This is a genomic window from Sphingopyxis italica (genome assembly GCF_011926545.1).
Lineage (GTDB): Bacteria > Pseudomonadota > Alphaproteobacteria > Sphingomonadales > Sphingomonadaceae > Sphingopyxis > Sphingopyxis italica.
Map to the genome: position 1 here is coordinate 23173 of NZ_JAATIT010000004.1, position 21914 is coordinate 45086.

A 21914-nucleotide genomic window follows, 5' to 3' on the forward strand; every position below is an offset into this window, starting at 1 on the left:
ATCAATGGTCGTGGCCCGCGCCGGACTTCTCGATGTCGGCGCGAACGAGGAAACTGCCCTTGGTGACATAGGGGGTGCCGGGCTTGATGCCCGACAGGACCTCGGTCCATTCGGGTGACGAACGGCCGAGCTTCAGCATCCGGACCTCATAGTCCTGCCCGAAATTGGCATAGACCACCTTGAAGTCGCGGAAGGGCTGGATCGCCTCGGTGCGCACGGCGAGCGGCACGATGACGGGGTTGACCATCAGGCGGCCGCGCAAAGCCATGCCGGGGCGCAGCGTTCCCGAGCGGTTGGGGATGGTCGCGCGGATGAGCGCGGTGCCCGCCTCAACATTGCCGTCGGGCAGGAACTGCCCGAGCGGCGCAGTCGCGATTTCGGCGCCGTCCTGCGTCTCCACGGTCACCCGCATGCCCGGGCGAATAATCGCGAGGTCGCGGGGGAAGATGTTGAAGACGACCGTGGTCTGCGCGGGGTCGGTGACCACATAGAGTGCGCGCCCGTCGGTGACGTCGCCGGGATTGGCGTTGCGCTCGGCGATCACGCCGCCGACCGTCGCATATACCGGATAGACCTGGAGGCTCTCGCTGGACTCGATGCGCGCGAGCAGGTCTCCGCGCCGGACGCTGTCGCCCACCGCCTTGGTCACCGAGACGACGCGGCCGGGGAACTGGCCGCGAATTTCGGAGCGGGCGGTCGGCGACAATTGGACGGTGCCGTAGAGTTCGCGCATTTCGCCGACGGTCGCCGGTCCGACCACCGCGGTTTCGATGCCTCCGGCCTTCGCGGCGTCAGCCGCGATCCGCGTGCGCCCTTCGGGGTTCGCATATTTCCAGACGTGCCGCTTGCCGCCCGTCACCGCGACAACCTCGACATCGAAGCTGTGCGGTTCGGTGACGACACCTTGGCCCGCGAGGAATTTGCCTTGCGGGCGGAAGGTGAAGCGATCGACGTCGCCGCCAAGCCGCGTGAGCGTGATGGCGAGCTGGACATCCTTGGGGTCGACCGCCTTGCCGTCCCGCGTCGCGAAAACGCGGAATTGCGGCTCGGTGCCATTCTCGAAGATTATGACCTCGACCGCGAAATCGCCATTCTTGAGCAACTTGCCACCGTTCGGGCCTTTGGCATCTTCCTCGCCTTCGCCCTCGGCGTGGCTTTCGCCTTCTTCATGCTTGTCTTCGCCCTCGGCTCCGCCGCCGCAGGCAGCGAGAGGCACAGCAAGGAACAGCGCCGCAGCCGCGGCGGGAAATGGAAACTTCTTCATGGAATATTCTCCGCAAGGGGAGCCGCATCGAAGCGGCCGGTCAGGCGATCGATCTCCGCGAGCAAATCGCGGTAGCGCGTCATGGCCTCGGCCCACTGACCCTGGATCTGGATGATGACGTCGGCGGCATCCTGCACATCGGCGAACAGGAACCCGCCGCGGGCATAGCCTTCGCGCACCTGACCGAGCGTCTTGACCGCTTTGGGATAGACGTCGTTCATGATGCCCTCGGCCCGAACCCTAGCGGCGTCGGCGTCGGCGCGAAGCGTGGCGAGGCGCCGCAGCCGCTCGAGCCGGCTTGCTTCCGACTGATACTCGAGTTGGCGCCGTTCGGCCTGCGCCCGGGCGATATTGCCCTGGTTGCGGTCGAACCGTCCGAGCGGGATCGAGATGCCGCCGAGAACGGCGACATCGTTGGTCTCGCGAAGAAAGCGCGTGCCGCCCGAGACCGTATAGTCCTGGTGCGCACGGCTCTGCTCGACGACGACCTGCGCGCGGGCCCGGTCGACGGCGGCGTCGAAGACCGCCGCGTCGGCTTCGGCGAGCGGCGGATCGCGCGGATCGGGTTTCTCGATCCCCTCGGCGATAACGAGGCTGTCAGGCGTGCCGCCCCAGAAGGAGGTGAGCAATGCGCGTGCGGACTGCCGCTTCGCCTGGGCTTCCTTCAGTGCCAGTTCGGCTTCGAGAATGCGGGCATCGGCGCGCGTCTCGACGAACAGAGGATCCTTGTAGCCGCGCACGCGGCGTATGGCCTCGGTGCGCATCTCCTTTTCGAGTTTTACGCGATCCTCTGCGATCCAGACCATCTGCTCGGCGATCTGGACGTCAATATAGGCGCGCTGCACTTCCTGGGCGATGTCGAGCCGGACGAGCCGCCACTGCGCCTCGGCGAGAACGACGCCGCGCTCGGCAAGTGCCATCCGCGCCTCGCGCTTGCCCCCGCGTTCAAGCGGCTGCGAATAGGTGACGGTGAGTTCCGATTGCCGGAACAGGCCGTAGCTGCCCGTTCCGACGCCATTGTCCATGTCGACCGATATGGTCGGATTGGGACGGACGCGAGCTTGCAGCTGGTCGGCGCGCGCAGCGTCGACCCCCGCTTCGCCCGCTCTAAGCTCGGGCGATGCAGCGATGGCCCGCTCGACCGCCTGGTCGAGCGTTAGCGGCTGGGCCCAAACGGACCCCGCCACCAGCGCAGCCCCGGCCAACAGGGCGGCGCGCATATGGATATGCATGAATGATCACTCCTGAACGGTTCGACTGAGCGCAGGCCGAAAAGGGGCCGCGCGGCAGGCGTCGTTCAGGCGAGGGGAGGGTTCAGGGGAGGTGCGAGCGCGCGCGAAGCGAGGCGCGTCGCGGGCAGCGCAAAGTGCAGGCCGCCGGAAAAACAGGACAGATCGTCATGACCCGAAAGGGCCTGATCGGATGCGACCGGGCAATTATGGTGGCTGCCGTGAAGATCGGCGTCCTGCTGACCTTCTTGCGTGTCCCTGTCCGACGCATGGCCAGGTTCCACATGGTGGGACAGATGCGAATCGGTCGCGTGGTGCGTCATGCCCGCCATCGCCGGCGCAGCATTGTGGAGCCCGCTGAGCAGCAGGATGAACACAAGCAACAGGCGAAGGGGGGCGCCGGACATGGCCGCGCCCCTAACAGCGAATGACCTGTTCCGGAAGTCCAAAACCGGATCAATCAGTTCGCGCAGCGCCGCTCTCCGTCGATCGGGCCGTTTCGATCAGCGCTTCCAGGGCGTTCGGCATCGGCATCGGCTCGAAGGCGCTCACCCGCGCGCGGCCATTATTCCCTGCGGGGAGGCGGCCGGTCAGCGAACCAAGCGGGACGAGCAGGAACCGCATCGCCTGACCGGCAGCCTCACGGGCATCTCCGAGCTCGATCGCATAGCGAAGCATGTGCCAGTGGGAGGCGAGATGCGCGCCCATATAGGGCTGGCTCAAAATATGTTCCCATTCGAGCGCCTGCCACGCCGCCGCTTCATCTCCGATTCGGCGTGATTCGCAAAACAGGCGATATTGATCGCGCAGCAGCGGCTCGATGACGGCCTTGCTCACGGGTTTTGCTGTCGGCGGCACCATCCTCTTCCCCTTTTTTGTCCACCGAAGGCTTTTGCACCCTGTAGTAGATACAGGGTCAAGCCCTGATGTTCCGGCAGGACGCTGTGCCGCTCGGCTTCCGATTTACCCTCTCGTCTCACGGCAAGCATATCGCTCGAATGTCGTCCCGAACAAAGGGGGCGGAAGCCAATAGCGAAGCGATAGAAATAAGAGCAAAAGACGATCATAGAATTATTGTGCTTAACGCGCGATTGTTCGGCGGATATCCTGTTTCTTTAGACGCTTCCGCAAATATAGAGGGGCAAGATGCACTGCTCCCTTACCGCCATGAGATAATATTACGGAGCCGGTTCGGGGGCTCGAAGAGTGCCGCCGAAGTTGATTGAAAATCTTCTACTTTTCACCGCGCCGTTTCGATGCTAGGGGCCGGTTTCAATGCGACGGGTGATCCTCTTCCTCCTGACCCTTCTCCTTGCATCCGGAACGGTTGCGGGGTCGCTCGCACATGCGACCGAGGATCGAGCCGAGGCGAGCCTTTTTGTCGCGGCGATCGAAGCCGGCTGCGTTTCCGCACCGGCGATCGAAAGCGCCGAAGTCGACAAGAAAAAATCCTCTCCCGGCGAAAAGCAGCAGGTGCCCGCCGCCGCTCATGGTTGCCACGGCCACCATTCGGGCGTCCCGGCGGAAACGCTGTCGGCAGCGACCGAAACGCCTGCCCCTGAAGCGCATACGCGCATCCTGACGGCCGCCTTGCCGCCCGTCGCCTATATCGGGACGTTCCGCCCTCCAATCGCCTGACGCTCTAGGTCTGCGCGCGCCCTTCGCGTGCGCTTCTCCCTGGAAACGTCAGGAGTCTCTTTTTCATGAAATCCATAGTTGTCGCCGCGAGTCTCGTGGCGCTCGTTGCAGGCGCAAATTCCGCGCCCGCCGCTGCCCAGTCGGCAGCGTCGGAGCTAGTGGGACCGCCTTCTTCCGCAGGCGAGGCCGTGCGTACCGGCCCGCTTCCCGCTCGATTGTCCCTCGCGCAGGCGATGGAGGAAGCCGACGCGCGCTCGCCGCGCGTGGTTGCCGCCGAAGCCGAAGTGGAGGCCGCTCGCGGTCGCCAGCGTCAGGCGGGCTATCGCTACAATCCGACGCTCAATGTCGATGTCGAGAATTTCGCGGGAACCGGTCCCTATTCGGGCCTGAACGGTCTCGAAACGACGGTGTCGGTCAATCAGCGTCTCGATGTCGGGGGCCGGCGCCGTGCGCGCATGACGCTCGCCGACGCCGAGTTTCTCGCCGCGCAATATCGGCTCGAAATTGCCCGTGCGGATCTCGCGCTAGAGGTTCGCAACCAGTTCGCGACCGCGCTCGCGGCCCGCGACAGTCTGGCGCTCGCGCGCGAGAATGAAGTGCGTGCCCGCGAACTCGTCCGCGTGGCACAGGCCATGGTCGATACCGGCAACGAGCCGCCGCTCCGCGCGTTCCGCGCCAATGCGGCTCTCGTTCAGGCCACCGCCGAGCTACGCACAGCCGAGGCCGAAGAAAAAACCGCCCGGCGTTCGCTCGCGGCGCTCCTCGGAAGCTCGGTCCCGCCTGCCGAGTTGATGGAAGGCGATATGTGGGTGGCACCGGAGACGGTGGACTCGCTCGCGACGCTCGACGTTCGCTTGGCAGAAACCGAGAAGCTGATTGCCGAAGCGCGGCTCCAGGGGCAGCGCGCCGATGGCCGGCTCGATCCGTCGGTCGGCTTCGGGGTGCGTCAACTTCGCGACACCGGCGATCGCGCATTGATCGCCAATGTTTCCGTGCCGCTCCCCGTCTTCGACCGCAACCGCGGCAACATCTCGGCGGCCAAGTCCGATGTCGCCGCCGCCATTGCGCGGCGCGAGAATGCAGTGGTCAATGCTCAGGCGGAGATCGCCAATGCGCAGGCCGAACTCGAAGCCGCAGAGGCCCGCCTCGCGGCGCTTGAGGGCAGCGGCATCGAGCAGGCGCGCGAAGGTGTCCGGCTCGCCGAGCTCAGCTACCGCGCCGGCAAGTCCTCGCTCGTCGAATATATCGACGCGCAGCAGGCCTATGCGGCGACGCAGGCCGAGCTGATCGCGGCGCGGCAGGCCCGGGCCGAAGCTCGCGCCATCCTCTCGCGCCAGGCAGCCGCCGACGGCGACGCGGATCATCAGCCATGAGCGCGCCGAGCCTTCCAGTGGACGGGGGCGCGTTCGCCGCCGTTCTTCCAAGTCAACAGGGGTGCGCCGCCGGTCGGCGCGCGAACCGCATCAACAGCGGAGATAGAATATGATCACCAAGGACAAGCGTCTCCTCGGCACTGTCGCGGGCGCCATGATACTCGCCGCCGTCACGGGCTTCGGCGTCGCACGCTGCAGCGCCGACCCGGCCGCCGCGCCGACTGCAGAAGGCGATAAGGAAGCGGCGAGCGAAGCCCTTCCGAGCAGCCTCGCCATCACGCCCGAAGCGATCAAGGCCGCCAAGATCGGCGTCGAGACGATCGGCGCCGGCGGACTCGGTTCGGAAATCATCTCGCAAGCGACCGTCACCGCCGCGCCGAGCGGCGAGGCCATCGTCACCGCCCGCGCGGGCGGCGCCGTCACCCGTCTCTTCAAGCGGCTCGGCGATCCGGTCAGCGCCGGTGAGACGATCGCGATCGTGCAAAGCCGCGACGCCGCCCAGATTGCGGCCGAACGGATTGCCGCCGATGCGCGCTCGACGCTCGCGCAGAAAAATCTCCACCGCGAGAAGACTCTGTTCGACCAGAAGGTGTCGGCGCGGGTCGATTATGAGCAGGCGCAAGCCGAAGCCGCGGCCGCCGCGGCCGAAGCGCAACGCGCGCGTGCGGCAGCGAGCGCCGCGCAGGTCACGCGCGATGGCAGCAGCGTCATCGTGGCAAGCCCGATCTCGGGACGGATTACGGCCGAGAACGCCAGCCTTGGCGCCTTCGTCCAGCCCGAAACCGAATTGTTCCGCGTTGCCGATCCGAGCAAGGTGCAGATCGAGGCCGCAGTCGGCCCGGCCGATGCACAGCGGCTCTCGCCCGGAGACCGTGCGATCATCGAACTTCCCGACGGCCGGACGATCGATGCCCGTGTGCGGGCTGTGACCCCCGGCCTGTCGGGCGACACACGCTCGGCAACCGCCGTACTCGATGTGACCGGTGCGCTGCAGCCGGGCCTTGCGGTCCGGGTGCGTCTGCTCCCGAGCCGCGGCGCCGAAACCGGTGGGCCGGTACGGATCGTGATCGCTGACGAAGCCCTCCAGACGCTCGAAGGCCGCGACGTGGTCTTCGTCCGCACGAAGGAAGGATTCCGTGCGCAGACGGTAACCGTCGGCCAGCGCAGTGCAGGCCGCGTCGAAATCCTCTCTGGGCTGAAGCCCGGCCAGATCGTCGCGACCAAGAACGCTTTCCTGCTCAAGGCCGAACTCGGCAAGGGCGCGGGCGAGGAGGAATAAACCGTGATCGCGAAACTGATAGCGTTATCCGTCCGCGCACGCTGGGCGGTTCTCTTCCTTTTCCTCGTAATAGCCGGACTCGGCGTCTGGCAGCTGACCAAGCTGCCGATCGACGCAGTTCCCGACATCACCAATAAGCAGGTGCAAATCAACACGATCGATCCGCGTCTTTCGCCGGTCGAAATCGAGAAACTCGTTACTTATCCGATCGAAATCTCGCTGGCGGGCATTCCGGGGCTCGAGACGACACGCTCGATCTCGCGCAACGGTTTCAGCCAGGTGACGGCGATCTTCACCGATGAAACCGACCTCTATTTCGCGCGCCAGCAGGTGGGCGAACGGCTGCTGCAGGCGGGCGAAAATCTTCCCGACGGGGCCCAGCCGCAGATCGGTCCCGTGACGACGGGTCTCGGCGAGGTCGTCATGTATACCGTCGGCTATAAATTTCCCGACGGGAAGGGCGCCAAGAAGGTCGCGGGCCAGCCAGGCTGGCAACCCGACGGCAGCTATCTGACCCCCGAGGGCGATATCCTCACCGACGAGATTGCCAAATCGGGCTATCTTCGCACGGTGCAGGACTGGATCGTCAGTCCGCAGCTCAAGTCAGTTGGCGGCGTCGCCGGCGTCGACTCCATCGGCGGCTACGCCAAGACCTTCGTCGTCGAGCCCGATCCGACCCGTCTCACCAGCTACGGCATTTCCTACAGTGAACTCGGCGAAGCCCTCGAACGCGCCAATCTCGCGGTCGGTGCCAACTACTACAACCGGGCAGGCGAGGCCTATCTCGTGCGCGTTGATGCACGTGTCCGCTCGGTCGACGAAATCCGCAACGCGGTCGTCGCGACGCGCGGCGGCGTCCCCGTCACCGTCGGGCAGCTTGCCAATGTGAAAATCGGCGGCGACCTCAGAACCGGTGCGGGCAGCATGAACGGCAAAGAGGCGGTGATCGGAACCGTGCTCATGCTGATCGGGCAGAACAGCCGCACCGTTGCGGAAGACGTATCGGCGAAGATCGCGCAGGTGTCGAAGACCCTGCCGCCCGGCGTCGAAGTGAAGGTGGTGCTCGACCGTGCCAAGCTCGTCAACGCGACGGTCGGCACGGTGGAGAAGAACCTGACCGAAGGCGCACTGCTCGTCGCCGCCGCGCTCTTCTTCCTGCTCGGCAACTGGCGTGCCGCGATCATCGCGGTGCTCGTCATCCCCTTCTCCTTCCTGATGATGGCGATGGGCATGAACGCGTTCCGGGTCCCCGGTAACCTGATGAGCCTTGGCGCGCTCGACTTCGGTCTGATCGTCGACGGGGCGGTGATCATCATCGAAAACTGCCTCGCCAGACTGGCGCACCGGCAGGAACATGAAGGGAGATTGCTCAATCTTCGCGAACGTCTCGAGGAGACGATGCGCGCCAGCCAGGAGATGATCAAACCGACAGTCTTCGGGCAGGCGATCATCCTGCTCGCCTTCGCACCGCTGCTGATGTTCACGGGCGTCGAGGGCAAGACCTTCTCGCCGATGGCCATCACCATCATGCTCGCGCTCGTGGCGGCTTTCATTCTCGCGATCACGCTGGTTCCGGCGCTTGTCGCGCTGATGATCCGCGGCAAGGTTGCCGAGAAGGAGGTGTGGGCGATCCGCAAGTCGAAGGAGCGCTATCTCCCGCTACTCGACAAGGCGCTCGCAAAGCCCTGGGCTTTCATCGCCGGCGGCTTTGCCTTCTTCGTCCTTGCCATCCCGGCATTCGGACTGCTCGGCTCGGAATTCATTCCGCAGCTCGACGAGAAGAATATGGCGCTCGCCTCGACGCGCGTGCCTTCGGTGAGCCTCGAACAGTCGCTGGCCATGCAACTCAATGTCGAGACGGCGATTTCGAGCCTGCCTGAAGTCGAACTGATGTTCTCGAAAACCGGCACTGCCGAGGTGGCGACCGACCCGATGCCGCCGAACATCTCGGACGGCTTCATCATCCTGAAGCCGCAAGATCAGTGGCCGGCGGGCGTCGATTCCAAGGCCGATGTCGTCGAGCGTATCGAGAAGGCCGCTGGCGGCCAACTCGGCCAGCTCTATGAAGTCAGCCAGCCGATCGAGCTTCGCTTCAACGAACTAATCGCGGGTGTCCGCGGCGACGTCGCCATCAAGCTCTACGGCGACGACCTCGACAAGATGTCGCTCGCCGCGAACGAGATGGTGCGTGTGCTGCAGGGCATCCCGGGTGCGGGAAGCGTCAAGGCCGACCAGGTTGGCGGCGCTCCCATGCTGGACGTGCAGCTCGATCGCAATGCGATCGCACGCTACGGACTGTCGGTCCAGGAAGTGGCCGACACTGTGTCGGCGGCGCTCGGTGGGCGGGAATCAGGTCTCCTTTACGAAGGCGACCGCCGGTTCGACATTACCGTCCGCGTGCCTGACGCGACCCGTGTCAATCTCGACGACATCCGCGCGCTTCCTGTCCTCCTGCCCTCAGAAGGCGGGAACCGCGGACAGATACCGCTCGCCCAGGTGGCGCAGATCCGGCTGACCGAAGGGCTCAACCAGATCAGCCGCGAAAATGGCAAGCGGCGCGTCGTCGTGCAGGTGAACCTCGAAGGCCGCGATGCGGGGTCCTTTGTAGCCGAAGCGCAGGCGAAGATCGCCAATGTGAAGCTCCCCTCGGGCTATTATCTCGAATGGGGCGGGCAGTTCGAAAGCCTGCAGGCTGCGTCGAAGCGGCTCTCCATCGTGGTTCCGCTCTGCTTCGCCGGTATCTTCATCCTGCTCTACATGGCGCTCGGCACCTTCGGACGCGCGACCGCTGTGTTCCTTGCGGTGCCGCTGGGCCTCGCGGGCGGGGTGTTCACCCTCGCGCTTACGGGCATCAACTTCTCGGTCTCGGCGGCTGTGGGCTTCATCTGCCTTGCCGGCGTCGCGGTGCTCAACGGTCTCGTCGTCATGACGGCGATCCGCGAGCGGCTCGAGAATGATGTCCCGCTCACGGAGGCAATCCGTGAGGGCATGACCGAGAAGATGCGCGCGGTGATCATGACCGGTTTCGTGCCCGCGATCGGCTTCGTGCCGATGGCGATCGCGACCGGCACGGGTGCCGAAGTGCAGAAGCCGCTCGCGACGACCGTCATCGGCGGCCTCATCGCGGCGACGATCCTGACGCTGCTCGTTCTCCCCGCGATCGCAAAGGTCGTTCTCGGGGCGGACTGGCAGCCGAAGTTCCTGAAGCGGAAAGCGGAGCCGGCGGTCCAGCCGGTCACGGAATAGGGAGAGACTGTCATGACAAAAGCATCCAAGCTCTTGCGCATCTACACCGATGAATCCGCCTTCTTCGGCGATCAGCGGGTCTTCGAGTTCATCTCCGAACTCGCTCGCCAGCAAAAGCTGGCAGGCGTTACGGTGCTCGAAGCGGTTCTTGGTTTCGGTCGCTCGGCGCATCTCCACCGCAAGCATGCGCTGGAGAATGACAGGGCGGTCGTGGTCGAGATCATCGACGAGGAGCAGCGGCTCCGCGACTTTGCGGCGCAGCTGACCGAAATATCGGACATCGGGCTCATCACGCTCGAAGCGGTCGACATCCTCGGCGGGAAATCCGCCGCGGAGCCCCCCGATGTTCAGAGCTGACCGGCATCTTGCCGGTCTACACCGCGGCGCAGGTCCCCGGCCTGCGTCGCGGACCAGCTTGCCGGAGCGAGGAGCTCGCCGATGTTCTCGGTAGGAACCTCGCTCCGCCTGCCGGTCCCGATCGGACGGGTCTGGCGGCTGCTCGTCGATATCGAGCGGTACGGCGACTGGCATCCGACGCTCCGCTTCACCGATCGTCCGGGTGATGAAGAGCGCGTGGACTATGTCTACTCGCCGCGCGGACCGCGCGGGCCGGAACTGTCGGCCGAGGGCCGGATCACCTGTCTCGACTGGCTCTCGGGTTTTTCCTGGCGGACGGGCATGCGCGGTCTGCTCGTCATCGAGGAAAGCTACCGACTCGAAAAGCTCGGTCAGGGTGTCGAGGTGACGCACCGGCTCGACTGCCGGGGCTTCTTCTCGTGGCTCGGCTACCCATTTCTACGTCGCGCCTGCTCGGTGTTCCTGCGCCGCTCGAACGCTGCGCTCGAAAAGCATTTCCGCCGCACGACCGTCCAGTCCCGCTACGCGCGGCCGAGCGGGCGTCGCGCATGAATTTGAACTTGAAACCTGGCCGTCGGAGGCCCCTCTCATTCGCCCCCCACCACGGGCAGGGATCTCCGGCGGTCAGGGAGGTGCGGGAGATCACTTCCCGGTACTCCCGCACCTCATCCTGCCGGGCGTTGAACATAGGCGCCGAACGCATTGCCGGTTGCCAAGAGAAAAGGATGGCATCATGAGTGACCAGTTGCGGCTCGATATTCCGCTTCTCCTCCCCGAAGTCGCCGATACCGCCGACCGCTGCGTCGCGCGCCTGATGGGCGAACTCGAAGGACGCGACGGCGTCGACAAGGTGCATGTGGTCCGCTCCAGCGACGGCTCGCCGCCGCAGCTCTGCATCCATTACCGTCCGGATATTCTCCCGCTCGAACGCGTGCGGCAGCTCGCGCGCAGCGCCGGCGCCGAGCTCACCGGCCAATATCAACATCTCTTCTGGGACGACCTCGAAGGCGTCGGCCACGCCCGGCGCGCGCGGACGATCGGACTCAAGCTTCGCGAAATGCCGGGCGTGATCGAGGCCGAAGTCGGCGCCGCGGGGACGCTGCGCGCCGAGTTCCAGCGCTCGGAAACCACCATCGAAACGATCAGAAAGACACTCTCGGATATGGGCGTCACACAGAAATCGGCTGCCGTCGCTGCGGCTCGCCCGGCACAAGCCCCCCACAAGCATGGCGATGATGGCCATGACCATGGACCGGATCATGCGCATGGGCCTGATCACAAACATGGCCACACGGGTGAGGACAACCACGACCATGGCCATGATCATGGCGGCATTTTCGGCGAGCGGACCGAACTGATCTTCGCGCTGCTGTGCGGTCTCGTCCTCGGCATCGGCTTTGCCATCGAAATGCTCGCCGCGGCACCGGAGTGGGTGCCGCTCGCATTCTATATTGCCGCTTATGGCTTCGGCGGCTGGTTTACGGTCCGCGAAGCCATCGAGAATCTGAAGCTCAAGCGCTTCGAGATCGACACGCTGATGCTCGTCGCCGCGGCCGGCGCCGCAGCGCTCGGTGCATGGGCCGAGGGCGCACTGCTCCTCTTCCTCTTCAGCCTCGGCCATGCGCTCGAACATTATGCCATGGGCCGCGCCAAGCGCGCGATCGAGGCGCTCGCCGAGTTGGCGCCGCAGACCGCGACGGTGAAGGATGCCGACGGGACGGCGCGCGAAGTCTCCGTCGAGCAGCTGGCGATTGGCGACACCGTCATCGTCAAGCCCAATGAGCGACTTGCTGCCGACGGCTTCGTCGTCGTTGGCCGCACGGCGGTCAACCAGGCCCCGGTTACCGGCGAGAGCGTCCCCGTTGACAAGGAACCGGTGGCCGATCGCGCGCAGGCTGCGGCAAAGCCCGACGCACTCGACGGGAAATATCGTGTCTTCGCGGGCACCATCAACGGCTATGGCGCGATCGAGATCGCGGTAACCCGTCTTGCCGCCGATACGACGCTCGCCAAGGTCGTGAAGATGGTGAGCGAAGCGGAGACGCAGAAATCGCCGACCCAGCGCTTCACCGACAAGTTCGAGCGCATCTTCGTGCCGAGCGTGCTCGCGCTCGTGTTCGTCCTGCTCTTCGCCTGGGTCGTTGTCGACGAGCCATTCCGCGACAGCTTCTATCGCGCCATGGCGGTCCTCGTCGCGGCAAGCCCGTGCGCGCTGGCCATCGCGACGCCGAGCGCCGTCCTGTCGGGCGTTGCGCGTGCGGCGCGCGGCGGCGTGCTGGTCAAAGGCGGTGGCCCGCTCGAAAATCTCGGCTCGCTGACCGCGCTGGCGTTCGACAAGACGGGAACGCTCACCGAGGGAAAGCCGCGCATCACCGACGTCCTGCCGGCCAACGGCGTGCCGAAGGAGGAACTGCTGCGCATCGCGGTGGCGGTCGAGCGGCTGAGCGATCATCCGCTTGCCGCTGCCATCGCGCGCGATGGCGAGGCCATGCTGACGTCGACGCGCGTACCGGTAGCGGACGACCTCAACAGCCTGACGGGTCGCGGCGTCACGGCGAAGGTCGAGGGCGAGACCGTCCTCATCGGCAAGGCCGAAATGTTCGGTGCAGACGGCATCGCGCCGATCGGCGGCGAAGTGGCGACGGCGATCGCAGGCCTCCGCGAGCAGGGACGCACGACGATGGTGGTCCGTATGGGCGACCGCGATTTGGGCGCGATCGGCTTGATGGACACGCCGCGCGAGGCGGCGCGCACGGCGATTGCCAAGCTCCGCGAGCTCGGAATCGGACGGATGATCATGATCTCGGGCGATCACCAGAAGGTCGCCGAATCCATCGCCGCCGAGGTCGGGATCGACGAGGCCTGGGGCGACCTGATGCCCGATCAGAAGGTCGACGCCATTCGCGATCTCAAGGCCCAGCAGCCGGTCGCGATGGTGGGTGACGGTGTCAACGATGCCCCGGCCATGGCGAGCGCGACCGTCGGGATCGCGATGGGCGCCGCCGGGTCGGACGTCGCGCTCGAAACCGCCGACGTTGCGCTCATGGCCGACGATCTTGCTCACCTACCGTTTGCAATCGGCCTCAGCCGCCAGACGCGGCGGATCATCCGCCAGAATCTCGTGGTGAGCCTCGGCATCGTCGTCGTGCTTGTCCCGGCAACGATCCTCGGTCTCGGCATCGGCCCCGCGGTGGCCGCGCATGAGGGCTCGACGCTGGTGGTGGTCGCCAACGCATTGCGGCTGCTCGCCTATCGCGACCGCAGTGCCGGTTGAACCGCAGACGCGGCGGGCGTGGAAGACCGGAAAGGGGAGAGAGGATGAATTTCAAGAATATCTCGGCCTGGTCCATCCGGAACCCGATCCCGCCGCTCGTCATGTTTTTCGGCCTGACGGTGGCGGGCATCGTCTCCTTCCTCATGATGGGGGTTCAGAGCGATCCCGACATCGATTTTCCGGGGGCGATCGTCATCATCGCGCAGCCGGGCGCCGCACCCACCGAACTCGAGACCCAGGTCACGCAGCGTGTCGAGGCGGCGGTGCGGACGATCGAGGGGATCGACGAGCTCAATTCGACGGTCACCGAAGGCCAGTCGCAGACGTTCGTCCAGTTCGCGATCGGCACGCCGATAGACCGGGCGGTGACCGATATCCGCGACAAGATCACCCAGATCCGCAGCAACCTGCCGAACGGAATCCTCGAGCCGCAGGTCATCCGCCTCTCGACCTCGGGCAACACGCTCGCTTATTGGTCGGCCTCCGCCACCGACATGACGCTCGAGGAATTGAGCTGGTATGTCGACAATGTCGTCGCCAAACGGCTGATCGCGGTCCCCGGCATGGGCGACGCCTATCGCCGGGGCGGCGTGAGCCGGGAAATCCGCGTCATCCTCAACCCCGAGCGGATGCGCGCCTACGGCCTCACCGCCGCCGCGGTGAACACCCAGCTCGTCCAGCTCAACATCAATGCTGCGGGCGGCCGGATGGAGGTCGCGGGGTCCGAACAGGCGGTGCGCATCCTCGGCAATGCGAGCAGCGCCAACGCGCTCGGCGAGACCTTGATCTCGGTCGGCACGAACCGGACCGTGCGCCTTGCCGATATCGCCGAGGTCAAGGATCTCTACGCCGAGCAGCGCTCGGTCTCGAAGCAGGACGGGCGGCAGGTGCTGACCTTCGGATTCGAGCGCGCGAAGGGCGCCTCCGATGTCACCGTTTACGACGCGGCGGTCGAGGAGCTGCGAAAGCTCGAGAAGGAAAACCCCAAGGTCAAATTCACCGAGCTGTTCAGCGATATCGAATATACCAAGGGCCAATATCATTCGGCGATCAATGCGATGGTCGAGGGCGCGATCCTCGCGGTCGTCGTCGTCTTCCTCTTCCTGCGCGACTGGCGCGCGACGCTGATATCCGCGCTCGCCATCCCGCTGTCGGCGGTCCCGACCTTCCTGTTCATGGACCTCATGGGCTTCTCGCTCAACATGATGACCTTGCTCGCGCTCAGCCTCGTTGCCGGCGTGCTGGTCGACGATGCGATCGTCGAGATCGAGAATATCGTGCGCCACATGCGGATGGGCAAATCGGCCTATCAGGCCTCGATTGACGCCGCGGACGAGATCGGGCTCGCAGTGCTCGCGACGACCATGACGATTGTCGCGGTGTTCCTGCCGGTCGGGCTGATGCCGGGCGTCGCGGGGCAGTATTTCAAGAATTTCGGGCTGACGGTCGTGGCCGCGGTGCTGATGAGCCTCGCGGTCGCGCGCATGATCACGCCCATGCTCGCCGCCTATTTTCTCTCTGCGCAGGGCCCGCAGAAACATGGCGAGGGCCCGCTGATCGACACCTATATGCGCATCTTGCGCTGGAGCCTCGATACCAGCGGGGCCGCTGCCGCGCGTGCGCGCGGCGGGCGCTGGAAATGGCTCGCCTATATCAAGGACCACCGGCTCTGGGTGGTCGGTATCGGGGTGCTGGCGCTCTTTGCGACCATTTTCAGCTTCTCGCTGCTCCCGATGACCTTTCAGCCTTCGATCGATTCCGACACGAGCCGCGTCGCCATCCAGCTCGCACCGGGTGCAACGCTCGAACAGACCGAGACGGTTGCCGACGAGGTGACCGATCTCATGAAGCGCGATCCGCTCGTCCAATCCGCTTTGTCGCGGATCGATGTCGGCACGGCGACGGTCTATCTGAAATTGCGCAAAGACCGCGACCTCACCTCGACCGAGTTCGAAAAGGACCGCGCGCCGCGGCTGGCTGAGGTTCCCGATGCCCGCATCAACTTCCAGTCGCAGCATGGCGGTGGCGGCGGGAGCAGCCGTGACATCTCGATCACGCTCGGCAGCGACGACCCGAAGAAGCTCGAAGATGTCGGCAACCGGTTGCTTGCTCAAATGGCACGCGTGAAGGAAATCCGCTCGCCGCGTGTCGAGGGCAATCTCCAGCGCCCCGAGATCGTCATTCGCCCGCGCTTCGCGCTCGCGGCGCAGCTCGGCGTGACGACACAGGCGCTTAGCCAGTCGATCCGCGTCGCGACATTGGGCGAGATTGACCAGAACAGTGCAAAATTCTCGCTCTCCGACCGGCAGATACCTGTGCGCGTCGCGCTTGCGGAAACCGCGCGCGAGCGGCTCGATACGCTTCGCAACATGCCGGTTCCGACCCGGAACGGGGGAACGGTGCCGCTCTCGGTCGTGGCCGAGATCGGCTTCGGCGCCGGCCCGACCCAGATCAATCGCACCAACCAGGTGCGCCAGCTCACCATCGGGGCCGACCTTGCTCCGGGTCTCGTGACCGGTCAGGCGATGGAGAAAGTCGAAGCGCTGCCGGCGCTCAAGACGCTGCCCGCCGGGGTCACGCGGCTGGTCCTCGGAAGTGCCAAGTGGCAGGCCGAGATGCTGCGCAACTTCGCAATCGCGGTCGTATCGGGGATCTTCCTCGTGCTCGCTGTGCTGATCCTGCTCTATCGCAAGATCATCCCGCCCTTCGTCAACATGGGCTCGCTTCTGCTCGCCCCGCTCGGCGGGGCGATCGCGTTGCTCTTGACGGGCTACCCGCTCTCGCTTCCCGTGTTCATCGGCGTGCTGATGCTGCTCGGTATCGTCGGCAAGAACAGCATCCTCCTCGTCGATTTCGCGATCGAGGAAATGGCATCCGGGGTGCCGCGCGACGAGGCGATCGTCGACGCCGGGCACAAGCGCGCGCAGCCGATCCTGATGACCACGGTCGCGATGGTCGCGGGCATGATCCCGACCGCGCTGTCGCTCAACGGCGACGGCGCATGGCGCGCGCCGATGGCGGTCACGGTGATTGGCGGGCTCATCCTTTCGACGATGCTGACGCTGCTGATCGTGCCGGCGTCCTTCAGCCTCGCGGCGGGCTTCGAACGCCGGATGGCCCCGCGCCTGCGCCGCTGGTTCACAACGGGCGGTGCGCACGCCGACCCATCGCCTGCGGGTGTCACCGACATCGGCGCGGGGCAAAGCCCGGCGGCCGATCGATAGAGGAGTGAAGCTGATGGAGTTCGAGCGGGAGCATGACCTCCCCTATAGTCCGGAACAGATATGGGCGGTCCTCGGCGATTTCGAGAACCACCGGATTTGGAATCCCTATGTCCGGATCGAGCGGCTTGCCGAGGATCCGATCGCGATCCGCTATTCGATGCGCATGGATCCGCACAAACCCAAGTTTCTTGAAGTGTCCGCGACGGTCCTTTCCGCGCGCGCCGGCGAGGAGCTGATACTCGACGTGAAGCCGAGCTTCATCCTCCAATTCGAGGAGAGCTATATCCTGACCCGGACGCCGGAAGGGACCAGATTCCTCCATCGCTACCGCTGCCGCGGGCCCTTTGCCTGGCTCCGGCTTCCCGGCATCAAGACGAGCTTTCAAAGGATGCTCGCGTCGATCGACGGCATCCTGGTCAGCTACCTCAAGTCCAAATATAGCAAGCCGCAATCGCCGCCGCGACGGCCCAAGTCCAAGTTCAAAGGCGGTCGGCGATGATGAGCTTTCCGCTGCTCGCGCCGCACAAATGGCGTCCGCTCGGCGCGGCTTGGGCCATCGCCCTCCTGTCGAGCCTTGCCGTTCTCTTCGTCGGCGAGGTCATGGGCCAGGCGCCGTGCGACCTCTGCTGGTTCCAGCGCGCCTTCATGTTCCCGCTGGCGATCATTCTCGGCATCGCGGCGTTCAGGTCGGACCGCGCCGTCGTTCCTTATGGACTGGCGCTGGCTTTCGGCGGCGGCCTCGTCGCGCTCTACCATAGCCTGCTCTACGTCGGTGTCATTCCGGCTCCGATCGTCCCTTGTACCGGCGGCCCGTCGTGCTCGGGTGAGAGCATGGCAATCGGAGGCGTGCCGCTGCCCCTCCTGTCGCTGGCCGCATTCGCGCTCATCCTTACCCTCTTGCTCAACTTCCAAAGGAGACTGAAATCATGAACAGACGTATCGGAGTGGTGGCCACGCTTGTACTCTCGGCACTCGCCTTCACCGGGGGCGCGATGCTCTACAGCGGAACCGCCGAGGGCGAACCCACGAAGAAGGTCGTGGCGGGGCCCGTCGACAGCCTCATTCGCCCGCACTCGCCGATCATCGGCCCGAAGAATGCCCCGGTCACGATCGTCGAATTCTTCGACCCCTCGTGCGAGGCCTGCCGTGCCTTCTATCCGACGGTGAAGGGCATCGTCGCCAAATATCCCAAGGATGTGCGTCTCGTGATGCGCTACCTGCCGCTGCACCCCGGCTCGGCCGAGGCGATCGTGATCCTCGAAGCAGCGCGCGTGCAGGGCAAGCTCGAACCGGTGACAGCCGCGCTGCTCGAGGCGCAGCCCGACTGGCATGACGGAAAGATGGACGGGGCCTGGGCCGCGGCGGAGAAGGCCGGCCTCAATGTCGCGAAGGCGCGCGCGATGCCGACCGCCGATGCGATGGCATGGATGGAGCAGGACATTGCCGACGCGCGAGCGGTCGGCGTCAAGGGCACCCCGACCTTCTTCGTCAATGGCGAGATGCTCGTCCAGCCCAGCCCCGAACAGGTCGAGGCCAAGGTTCAGGCCGCGGTCGCGGCAAAGGGCAAATGAGGGCCGCACCCGTCCCGCTTCGTCCACGTGGGACGGGTGCCCACCATGCAGCGCGACGCCGTCTCTCCCGCCATCGGCCTGCCGCATGGAGACGCCGGGTCACCGCCCGATCGGCGGCATCGGAGCCAATATTCACAGCGCATTCAACCATGAAGGGGGACTTTGAACGCCACGAAAAGGAGAGACTGACATGCGAAAATTTCTGACGATCGCGGCTGCGATGCTCGCCTTTGCGGTCCCCGGAATGGCCCTTGCCCAGCACCATGGCGATCGCGGGGGATATAATCGCGGCCATGATGCGCCGCGGGGCCATGACCGCGACTATCGTTCCTCCCGTCATGGCGTACCCAATTACGGCTATGACCGGGGCTATCGCGGCTATGACCCTTATTATCGCGGCTACGACCGCCGCTACGAACGCCGGGATCGCTACGAACGACGCTACCAGAAGCGCCGGATGCACCACCACCACCGCGGGCGTCACTGGCGCGGCTAGTCGATATCCGGCGGGCAGGGCGAGCGGCTACCGCTTCGCCCGATAGATTGAAATCGAGCCGGTCGGCGTCGGGATGACCTTCACCTCCTCGACCGCCTCGAACCCTGCGGCTGCAAGGATCTCCGGAACACAGCCCTTCGCATTGGGTTCGGTAAATTCGAACCCGTCGAGCAGCTGTATCTGGCGAAACAGCATGCGCATCAACAGTGAGCGTTGCTCGCCATAATCGGCGATGAAGAGCGTGCCGCCCGGCTTCAGGAGACTGAACATCTGCGCGGCGATCGCTTCCTTCACGTCCATCGGGCACTGGTGGAGGACGAGGCTCGAGACGATCTTGTCGCATTGCTGGAGGGCGTCGATGGCGTCGAGTTCGTCGCCCATCGCCTCGAACCATTGGATATTTGCGCCCGCGACATCTGCCTTGGCGCGCGCGATCTCGAGTATGGCCGGGTCCGGGTCGACCGCCAATATCTCGCTTTCCGGCGCTGCGCCCTTGAGCGCGATTGCGAACGTGCCAGTGCCGCAACCGATATCGACGATCCGCTCGCCCGGTTGGGGTGCCACTAGCTTCAGCAGATCGCTTCGCCACCTCTTCTCGCGCGTCATGAGCGCGATCGCGGCGTCATAGCGGTCGAGCGAGCCGCTCTTCCCAAGCGCGGGTATAAAATCTCTGTCGGTGCCTGTCATGACCCCTGCCTAGCAAAGCTGCCATGTCCTCGCTTGAACGGAGCGGCTACGGCTCGATGAGCAGATCGCTTGCCCGGATACCAAACATGGTCTTGATCGTGCGTGCAAAATGCGGGCTGTCGCTGAACCCGGCCAGGTGCGCCGCTTCGGTTGCGCTGTAGCGCGCCTCGATTGCCTCAAAGGCGATGAGCAAGCGGCGCCACAGCACGTAGCGCTTGAACGGCATACCCACTTCGGCGGCAAACAGATGCCGGAAGCGTCCAAGCGAAAGGTCACAGTCAGTCGCTGTGTCGGCGAGCCGTACCAGACCTGTCGAGATCAGACGATCGACCGAAGCGGCAGCCCGCGCGACGCGCGGGTCGAGCGGACGGCGGATATCTCTCGTCAGCCAGCTCTCCCAGAACGATGCACGTGCCCTCTCCGCGACAAATACAGCATCGCAGCCGAGCAGCCGTCTTCTCAATTCCTCCGGCGGCCCAAAACCGACCGTCGGCTCGACAAACCATAGTTCCGCCGTTGGCGCGGGAAGCAAGCGGTGAAGTGTATCGGGTTCGATAAGTATGCACTGCCCCGACAAATGGGCACCGCTCGCGTCGATCGCGGTAAGCTTCTCGTCGCTGAAGACCGCCTGCGCTGCGAAATGACGATGGGAGGCCGCGTCGCCGACGGAGCCCGACCAGCAAGCATAATAATCGCTGAGGCGAAGCTGGCCTTTCCAATGGGACGTTCCCGACATCGGCTACCCATAGCAGCCTTTCCCTGTCTTCGCACGGACACCCGATGAATCCTCCCTAGGCCGGCGCGTATGGGGCGCCATCGACGGATCCATTGGATCAGGAAGGTCGTCACAATGACTTGCGCAAGATACTCTTGCGCGGAGGTTTCACCGTTGCGGTGGCTTTGCTGACGTTGCTGTCAGTGGCCAAAGGGCCTGACCGCTCGCCGCGCCGCTTTCATTGCAAAGATGGGGAATTAGAAAAGCCGCATGGTGAAGCCGGATCACGTCGAAATTCGCGTTTGGCTCATCCATGTCCGATCACGGACTGTTTCCTATAGCCCTCAGGTCAAGAACAGTGTTGCGGAAACGGGCGGATATGATGGCCCCGCCCAGCCCTCTGACACGCAAGGAACGAATGACCGGCAGCTCGACCGGGTCAGCCGCAACAGGCCCCTTTGCCGCCCTCGACCTGCACCGGTGGACAGGGCATCGTCCCATAGGAACAATAGACGCAGCAGTCTCCCGGCAGCGGCTTGAGTACCGCGCCGCATCCCTTGCAATCGTAGAAATATTGGCATGCGTCGGTGGGCATGATTTCGTCTGCGCCGTGCCCGCAGAGCGGACAAGTCAGCGTCGATCCGAGATTCGGCGACGATTCAAGCATAGCGATAGCCCAGCCACAGCAGAACGCCGCCGACGACCAGGCCGACCAGTGTCGCGGCGCGCAGCGCCGTCGGCACGCATCGACCATCCGCTCCGCAGCGCGCGGCGCGTGCCTGCTGGCGAGCGAGCAGGATTCCGCCGGCCACAAGCGAAATCACTCCGAATGCGACGAACCAGAGCCGGTAGGGCGCCGCTGGGACCGCAATGCCGACGAGCCAGGCGGACCCGATTCCCGCCGAGGCAAGCAACATAGGAAGGGCGCAGCAAGTGGCTGCGATAAAGCCCGACGCGATCCCCCCGAGCGTCAGCGAAATGGCCCCAATTCCTTTCGGGCGCCTTAGATCTCCGGTCAAAATAGAACTCCTTGTTTCGCGGTAGAGGCAAGTCTAGCATCTGTAGCGACTACAGACGCAAGCGGAATCGCAATGCCCCCTTCCAGCACCATCCCGATTGGCGAAGTTTCCCGGCGCACCGGCTGCAACATCGAGACTATTCGCTACTATGAGCGCATAGGCATCCTGCCTGCACCTGTCCGGCGAGGCCGGTTTCGCCGCTATGATTCTGCCGACGTTAGACGTCTCGCGTTCGTGCGTCGCGCCCGCGAGCTCGGTTTCCCGCTTCATACCATCCGGACTTTACTCGCTTTAGCCGAAGGTGGTGGCCATTCCTGCGACCAGGCCCGCCAGATGGCCGAGACACAGCTGTCGGATGTTCGTGCCAAGCAAGCGGACCTCGAGCGCATGGCCGTGGTGCTGGATGAGCTTGTTCGGGCATGCGGCGCCGGCGACGCCAGCGGCTGCCCGCTCCTCGAAGCTCTGTCCGACTAGGTCCGCGCGGAGCGGTTGGGTTTGCGTGCCGCGGAGAAGAGGGCTTTTGCCCCGAAAGTACGAAGCGT

21 protein-coding genes are annotated in these 21914 nt (G+C 64.9%); 13 read left to right on the plus strand and 8 right to left on the minus strand.

The annotated features are described in order from the left end of the window. Nucleotide 1: 1 nt before the first annotated feature. The 4 genes from GGR90_RS14525 to GGR90_RS14540 form a co-directional block, all read right to left on the minus strand. Complete coding sequence (locus GGR90_RS14525) at nt 2-1264, minus strand: efflux RND transporter periplasmic adaptor subunit (protein ID WP_054731794.1); 1263 nt, start codon at nt 1262-1264, stop codon at nt 2-4. Continuing rightward, nucleotides 1261-2484 carry a TolC family protein gene (locus tag GGR90_RS14530; RefSeq protein WP_245198714.1) on the minus strand — a complete coding sequence of 408 codons (1224 nt, stop codon included), beginning with the start codon at nt 2482-2484 and terminating at the stop codon, nt 1261-1263. Before GGR90_RS14530 ends, GGR90_RS14525 begins: the two co-directional genes overlap by 4 nt. A gap of 77 nt (nt 2485-2561) precedes the next feature. Continuing rightward, nucleotides 2562-2900 (minus strand): hypothetical protein, encoded by a 339-nt coding sequence (locus GGR90_RS14535; RefSeq protein WP_054731792.1) that lies wholly within the window; start codon nt 2898-2900, stop codon nt 2562-2564. A gap of 49 nt (nt 2901-2949) precedes the next feature. Next, nucleotides 2950-3330, minus strand: a complete 381-nt coding sequence (locus GGR90_RS14540; RefSeq protein WP_054734101.1) for a DUF3703 domain-containing protein — start codon at nt 3328-3330, stop codon at nt 2950-2952. Nucleotides 3331-3768: 438 nt separating this feature from the next. Here GGR90_RS14540 and GGR90_RS14545 point away from each other — a divergent pair, with 438 nt between their 5' ends. The 12 genes from GGR90_RS14545 (at nt 3769) to GGR90_RS14600 (ending at nt 18951) form a co-directional block, all read left to right on the plus strand. Continuing rightward, complete coding sequence (locus GGR90_RS14545) at nt 3769-4131, plus strand: hypothetical protein (RefSeq protein ID WP_054731791.1); 363 nt, start codon at nt 3769-3771, stop codon at nt 4129-4131. A gap of 188 nt (nt 4132-4319) precedes the next feature. Next, the gene (locus tag GGR90_RS14550) at nt 4320-5504 is read left to right on the plus strand and encodes a TolC family protein (RefSeq protein ID WP_234715994.1); all 1185 of its coding nucleotides are present in this window, start codon (nt 4320-4322) and stop codon (nt 5502-5504) included. Nucleotides 5505-5613: 109 nt separating this feature from the next. Continuing rightward, nucleotides 5614-6783 carry an efflux RND transporter periplasmic adaptor subunit gene (locus tag GGR90_RS14555; RefSeq protein WP_054731789.1) on the plus strand — a complete coding sequence of 390 codons (1170 nt, stop codon included), beginning with the start codon at nt 5614-5616 and terminating at the stop codon, nt 6781-6783. A gap of 3 nt (nt 6784-6786) precedes the next feature. Further along, on the plus strand, nt 6787-10029 hold the full coding sequence (locus GGR90_RS14560) for an efflux RND transporter permease subunit (RefSeq protein WP_137890098.1): 3243 nt from the start codon (nt 6787-6789) through the stop codon (nt 10027-10029). A gap of 12 nt (nt 10030-10041) precedes the next feature. Then, nucleotides 10042-10386, plus strand: coding sequence for a DUF190 domain-containing protein (locus tag GGR90_RS14565; RefSeq protein WP_054731788.1), 345 nt, complete (start codon nt 10042-10044; stop codon nt 10384-10386). A gap of 81 nt (nt 10387-10467) precedes the next feature. Beyond that, nucleotides 10468-10938 (plus strand): SRPBCC family protein, encoded by a 471-nt coding sequence (locus GGR90_RS14570; RefSeq protein ID WP_054731787.1) that lies wholly within the window; start codon nt 10468-10470, stop codon nt 10936-10938. Nucleotides 10939-11119: 181 nt separating this feature from the next. Next, nucleotides 11120-13660, plus strand: a complete 2541-nt coding sequence (locus tag GGR90_RS14575) for a heavy metal translocating P-type ATPase (protein WP_054731786.1) — start codon at nt 11120-11122, stop codon at nt 13658-13660. A gap of 44 nt (nt 13661-13704) precedes the next feature. Further along, the gene (locus tag GGR90_RS14580; protein WP_054731785.1) at nt 13705-16884 is read left to right on the plus strand and encodes an efflux RND transporter permease subunit; all 3180 of its coding nucleotides are present in this window, start codon (nt 13705-13707) and stop codon (nt 16882-16884) included. A 13-nt stretch (nt 16885-16897) separates the two neighbouring features. Then, nucleotides 16898-17383, plus strand: coding sequence for an SRPBCC family protein (locus tag GGR90_RS14585; RefSeq protein ID WP_054731784.1), 486 nt, complete (start codon nt 16898-16900; stop codon nt 17381-17383). Continuing rightward, a complete protein-coding gene (locus tag GGR90_RS14590; protein ID WP_082396002.1) occupies nt 17380-17814 on the plus strand; it encodes a disulfide bond formation protein B in 435 nt (144 codons plus the stop codon). Before GGR90_RS14585 ends, GGR90_RS14590 begins: the two co-directional genes overlap by 4 nt. Further along, nucleotides 17811-18455 carry a DsbA family protein gene (locus tag GGR90_RS14595; RefSeq protein ID WP_054731782.1) on the plus strand — a complete coding sequence of 215 codons (645 nt, stop codon included), beginning with the start codon at nt 17811-17813 and terminating at the stop codon, nt 18453-18455. The genes GGR90_RS14590 and GGR90_RS14595 overlap by 4 nt, the downstream gene beginning before the upstream one ends. Nucleotides 18456-18645: 190 nt before the next feature. Beyond that, entirely contained in the window at nt 18646-18951 is a 306-nt protein-coding gene (locus tag GGR90_RS14600; protein WP_054731781.1) for a hypothetical protein, read from the plus strand. Between the two features lie 27 nt (nt 18952-18978). Here the strand turns inward: GGR90_RS14600 and GGR90_RS14605 are convergent, their stop codons facing one another. The 4 genes from GGR90_RS14605 to GGR90_RS14620 all read right to left on the minus strand — a co-directional run bounded on the left by GGR90_RS14605 (nt 18979) and on the right by GGR90_RS14620 (nt 21270). Then, on the minus strand, nt 18979-19638 hold the full coding sequence (locus GGR90_RS14605; RefSeq protein ID WP_054731780.1) for a class I SAM-dependent methyltransferase: 660 nt from the start codon (nt 19636-19638) through the stop codon (nt 18979-18981). 46 nt (nt 19639-19684) lie between these two features. Further along, complete coding sequence (locus tag GGR90_RS14610; RefSeq protein ID WP_054731779.1) at nt 19685-20374, minus strand: helix-turn-helix transcriptional regulator; 690 nt, start codon at nt 20372-20374, stop codon at nt 19685-19687. Nucleotides 20375-20792: 418 nt separating this feature from the next. Next, nucleotides 20793-21107, minus strand: a complete 315-nt coding sequence (locus GGR90_RS19645) for a GDCCVxC domain-containing (seleno)protein (protein ID WP_483414529.1) — start codon at nt 21105-21107, stop codon at nt 20793-20795. Continuing rightward, complete coding sequence (locus tag GGR90_RS14620; protein WP_234782530.1) at nt 21013-21270, minus strand: mercuric ion transport protein, MerT; 258 nt, start codon at nt 21268-21270, stop codon at nt 21013-21015. The genes GGR90_RS19645 and GGR90_RS14620 overlap by 95 nt, the downstream gene beginning before the upstream one ends. A gap of 174 nt (nt 21271-21444) precedes the next feature. Between GGR90_RS14620 and GGR90_RS14625 the strand changes: the two genes are divergently transcribed. Continuing rightward, nucleotides 21445-21846, plus strand: coding sequence for a MerR family transcriptional regulator (locus tag GGR90_RS14625; RefSeq protein WP_054731776.1), 402 nt, complete (start codon nt 21445-21447; stop codon nt 21844-21846). The last annotated feature ends 68 nt before the right edge of the window (nt 21847-21914 follow it).

Bases quoted from the DNA above. Each gene is read 5' to 3' on its own strand.
- GGR90_RS14525 (WP_054731794.1), bottom strand. From the start codon at position 1,264: ATGAAGAAGTTTCCATTTCCCGCCGCGGCTGCGGCGCTGTTCCTTGCT.
- GGR90_RS14530 (WP_245198714.1), bottom strand. From the start codon at position 2,484: ATGCGCGCCGCCCTGTTGGCCGGGGCTGCGCTGGTGGCGGGGTCCGTT.
- GGR90_RS14535 (WP_054731792.1), bottom strand. From the start codon at position 2,900: ATGTCCGGCGCCCCCCTTCGCCTGTTGCTTGTGTTCATCCTGCTGCTC.
- GGR90_RS14545 (WP_054731791.1), top strand. From the start codon at position 3,769: ATGCGACGGGTGATCCTCTTCCTCCTGACCCTTCTCCTTGCATCCGGA.
- GGR90_RS14555 (WP_054731789.1), top strand. From the start codon at position 5,614: ATGATCACCAAGGACAAGCGTCTCCTCGGCACTGTCGCGGGCGCCATG.
- GGR90_RS14565 (WP_054731788.1), top strand. From the start codon at position 10,042: ATGACAAAAGCATCCAAGCTCTTGCGCATCTACACCGATGAATCCGCC.
- GGR90_RS14570 (WP_054731787.1), top strand. From the start codon at position 10,468: ATGTTCTCGGTAGGAACCTCGCTCCGCCTGCCGGTCCCGATCGGACGG.
- GGR90_RS14575 (WP_054731786.1), top strand. From the start codon at position 11,120: ATGAGTGACCAGTTGCGGCTCGATATTCCGCTTCTCCTCCCCGAAGTC.
- GGR90_RS14580 (WP_054731785.1), top strand. From the start codon at position 13,705: ATGAATTTCAAGAATATCTCGGCCTGGTCCATCCGGAACCCGATCCCG.
- GGR90_RS14585 (WP_054731784.1), top strand. From the start codon at position 16,898: ATGGAGTTCGAGCGGGAGCATGACCTCCCCTATAGTCCGGAACAGATA.
- GGR90_RS14590 (WP_082396002.1), top strand. From the start codon at position 17,380: ATGATGAGCTTTCCGCTGCTCGCGCCGCACAAATGGCGTCCGCTCGGC.
- GGR90_RS14595 (WP_054731782.1), top strand. From the start codon at position 17,811: ATGAACAGACGTATCGGAGTGGTGGCCACGCTTGTACTCTCGGCACTC.
- GGR90_RS14600 (WP_054731781.1), top strand. From the start codon at position 18,646: ATGCGAAAATTTCTGACGATCGCGGCTGCGATGCTCGCCTTTGCGGTC.
- GGR90_RS14605 (WP_054731780.1), bottom strand. From the start codon at position 19,638: ATGACAGGCACCGACAGAGATTTTATACCCGCGCTTGGGAAGAGCGGC.
- GGR90_RS14610 (WP_054731779.1), bottom strand. From the start codon at position 20,374: ATGTCGGGAACGTCCCATTGGAAAGGCCAGCTTCGCCTCAGCGATTAT.
- GGR90_RS19645 (WP_483414529.1), bottom strand. From the start codon at position 21,107: ATGGTCGATGCGTGCCGACGGCGCTGCGCGCCGCGACACTGGTCGGCC.
- GGR90_RS14620 (WP_234782530.1), bottom strand. From the start codon at position 21,270: ATGTTGCTTGCCTCGGCGGGAATCGGGTCCGCCTGGCTCGTCGGCATT.
- GGR90_RS14625 (WP_054731776.1), top strand. From the start codon at position 21,445: ATGCCCCCTTCCAGCACCATCCCGATTGGCGAAGTTTCCCGGCGCACC.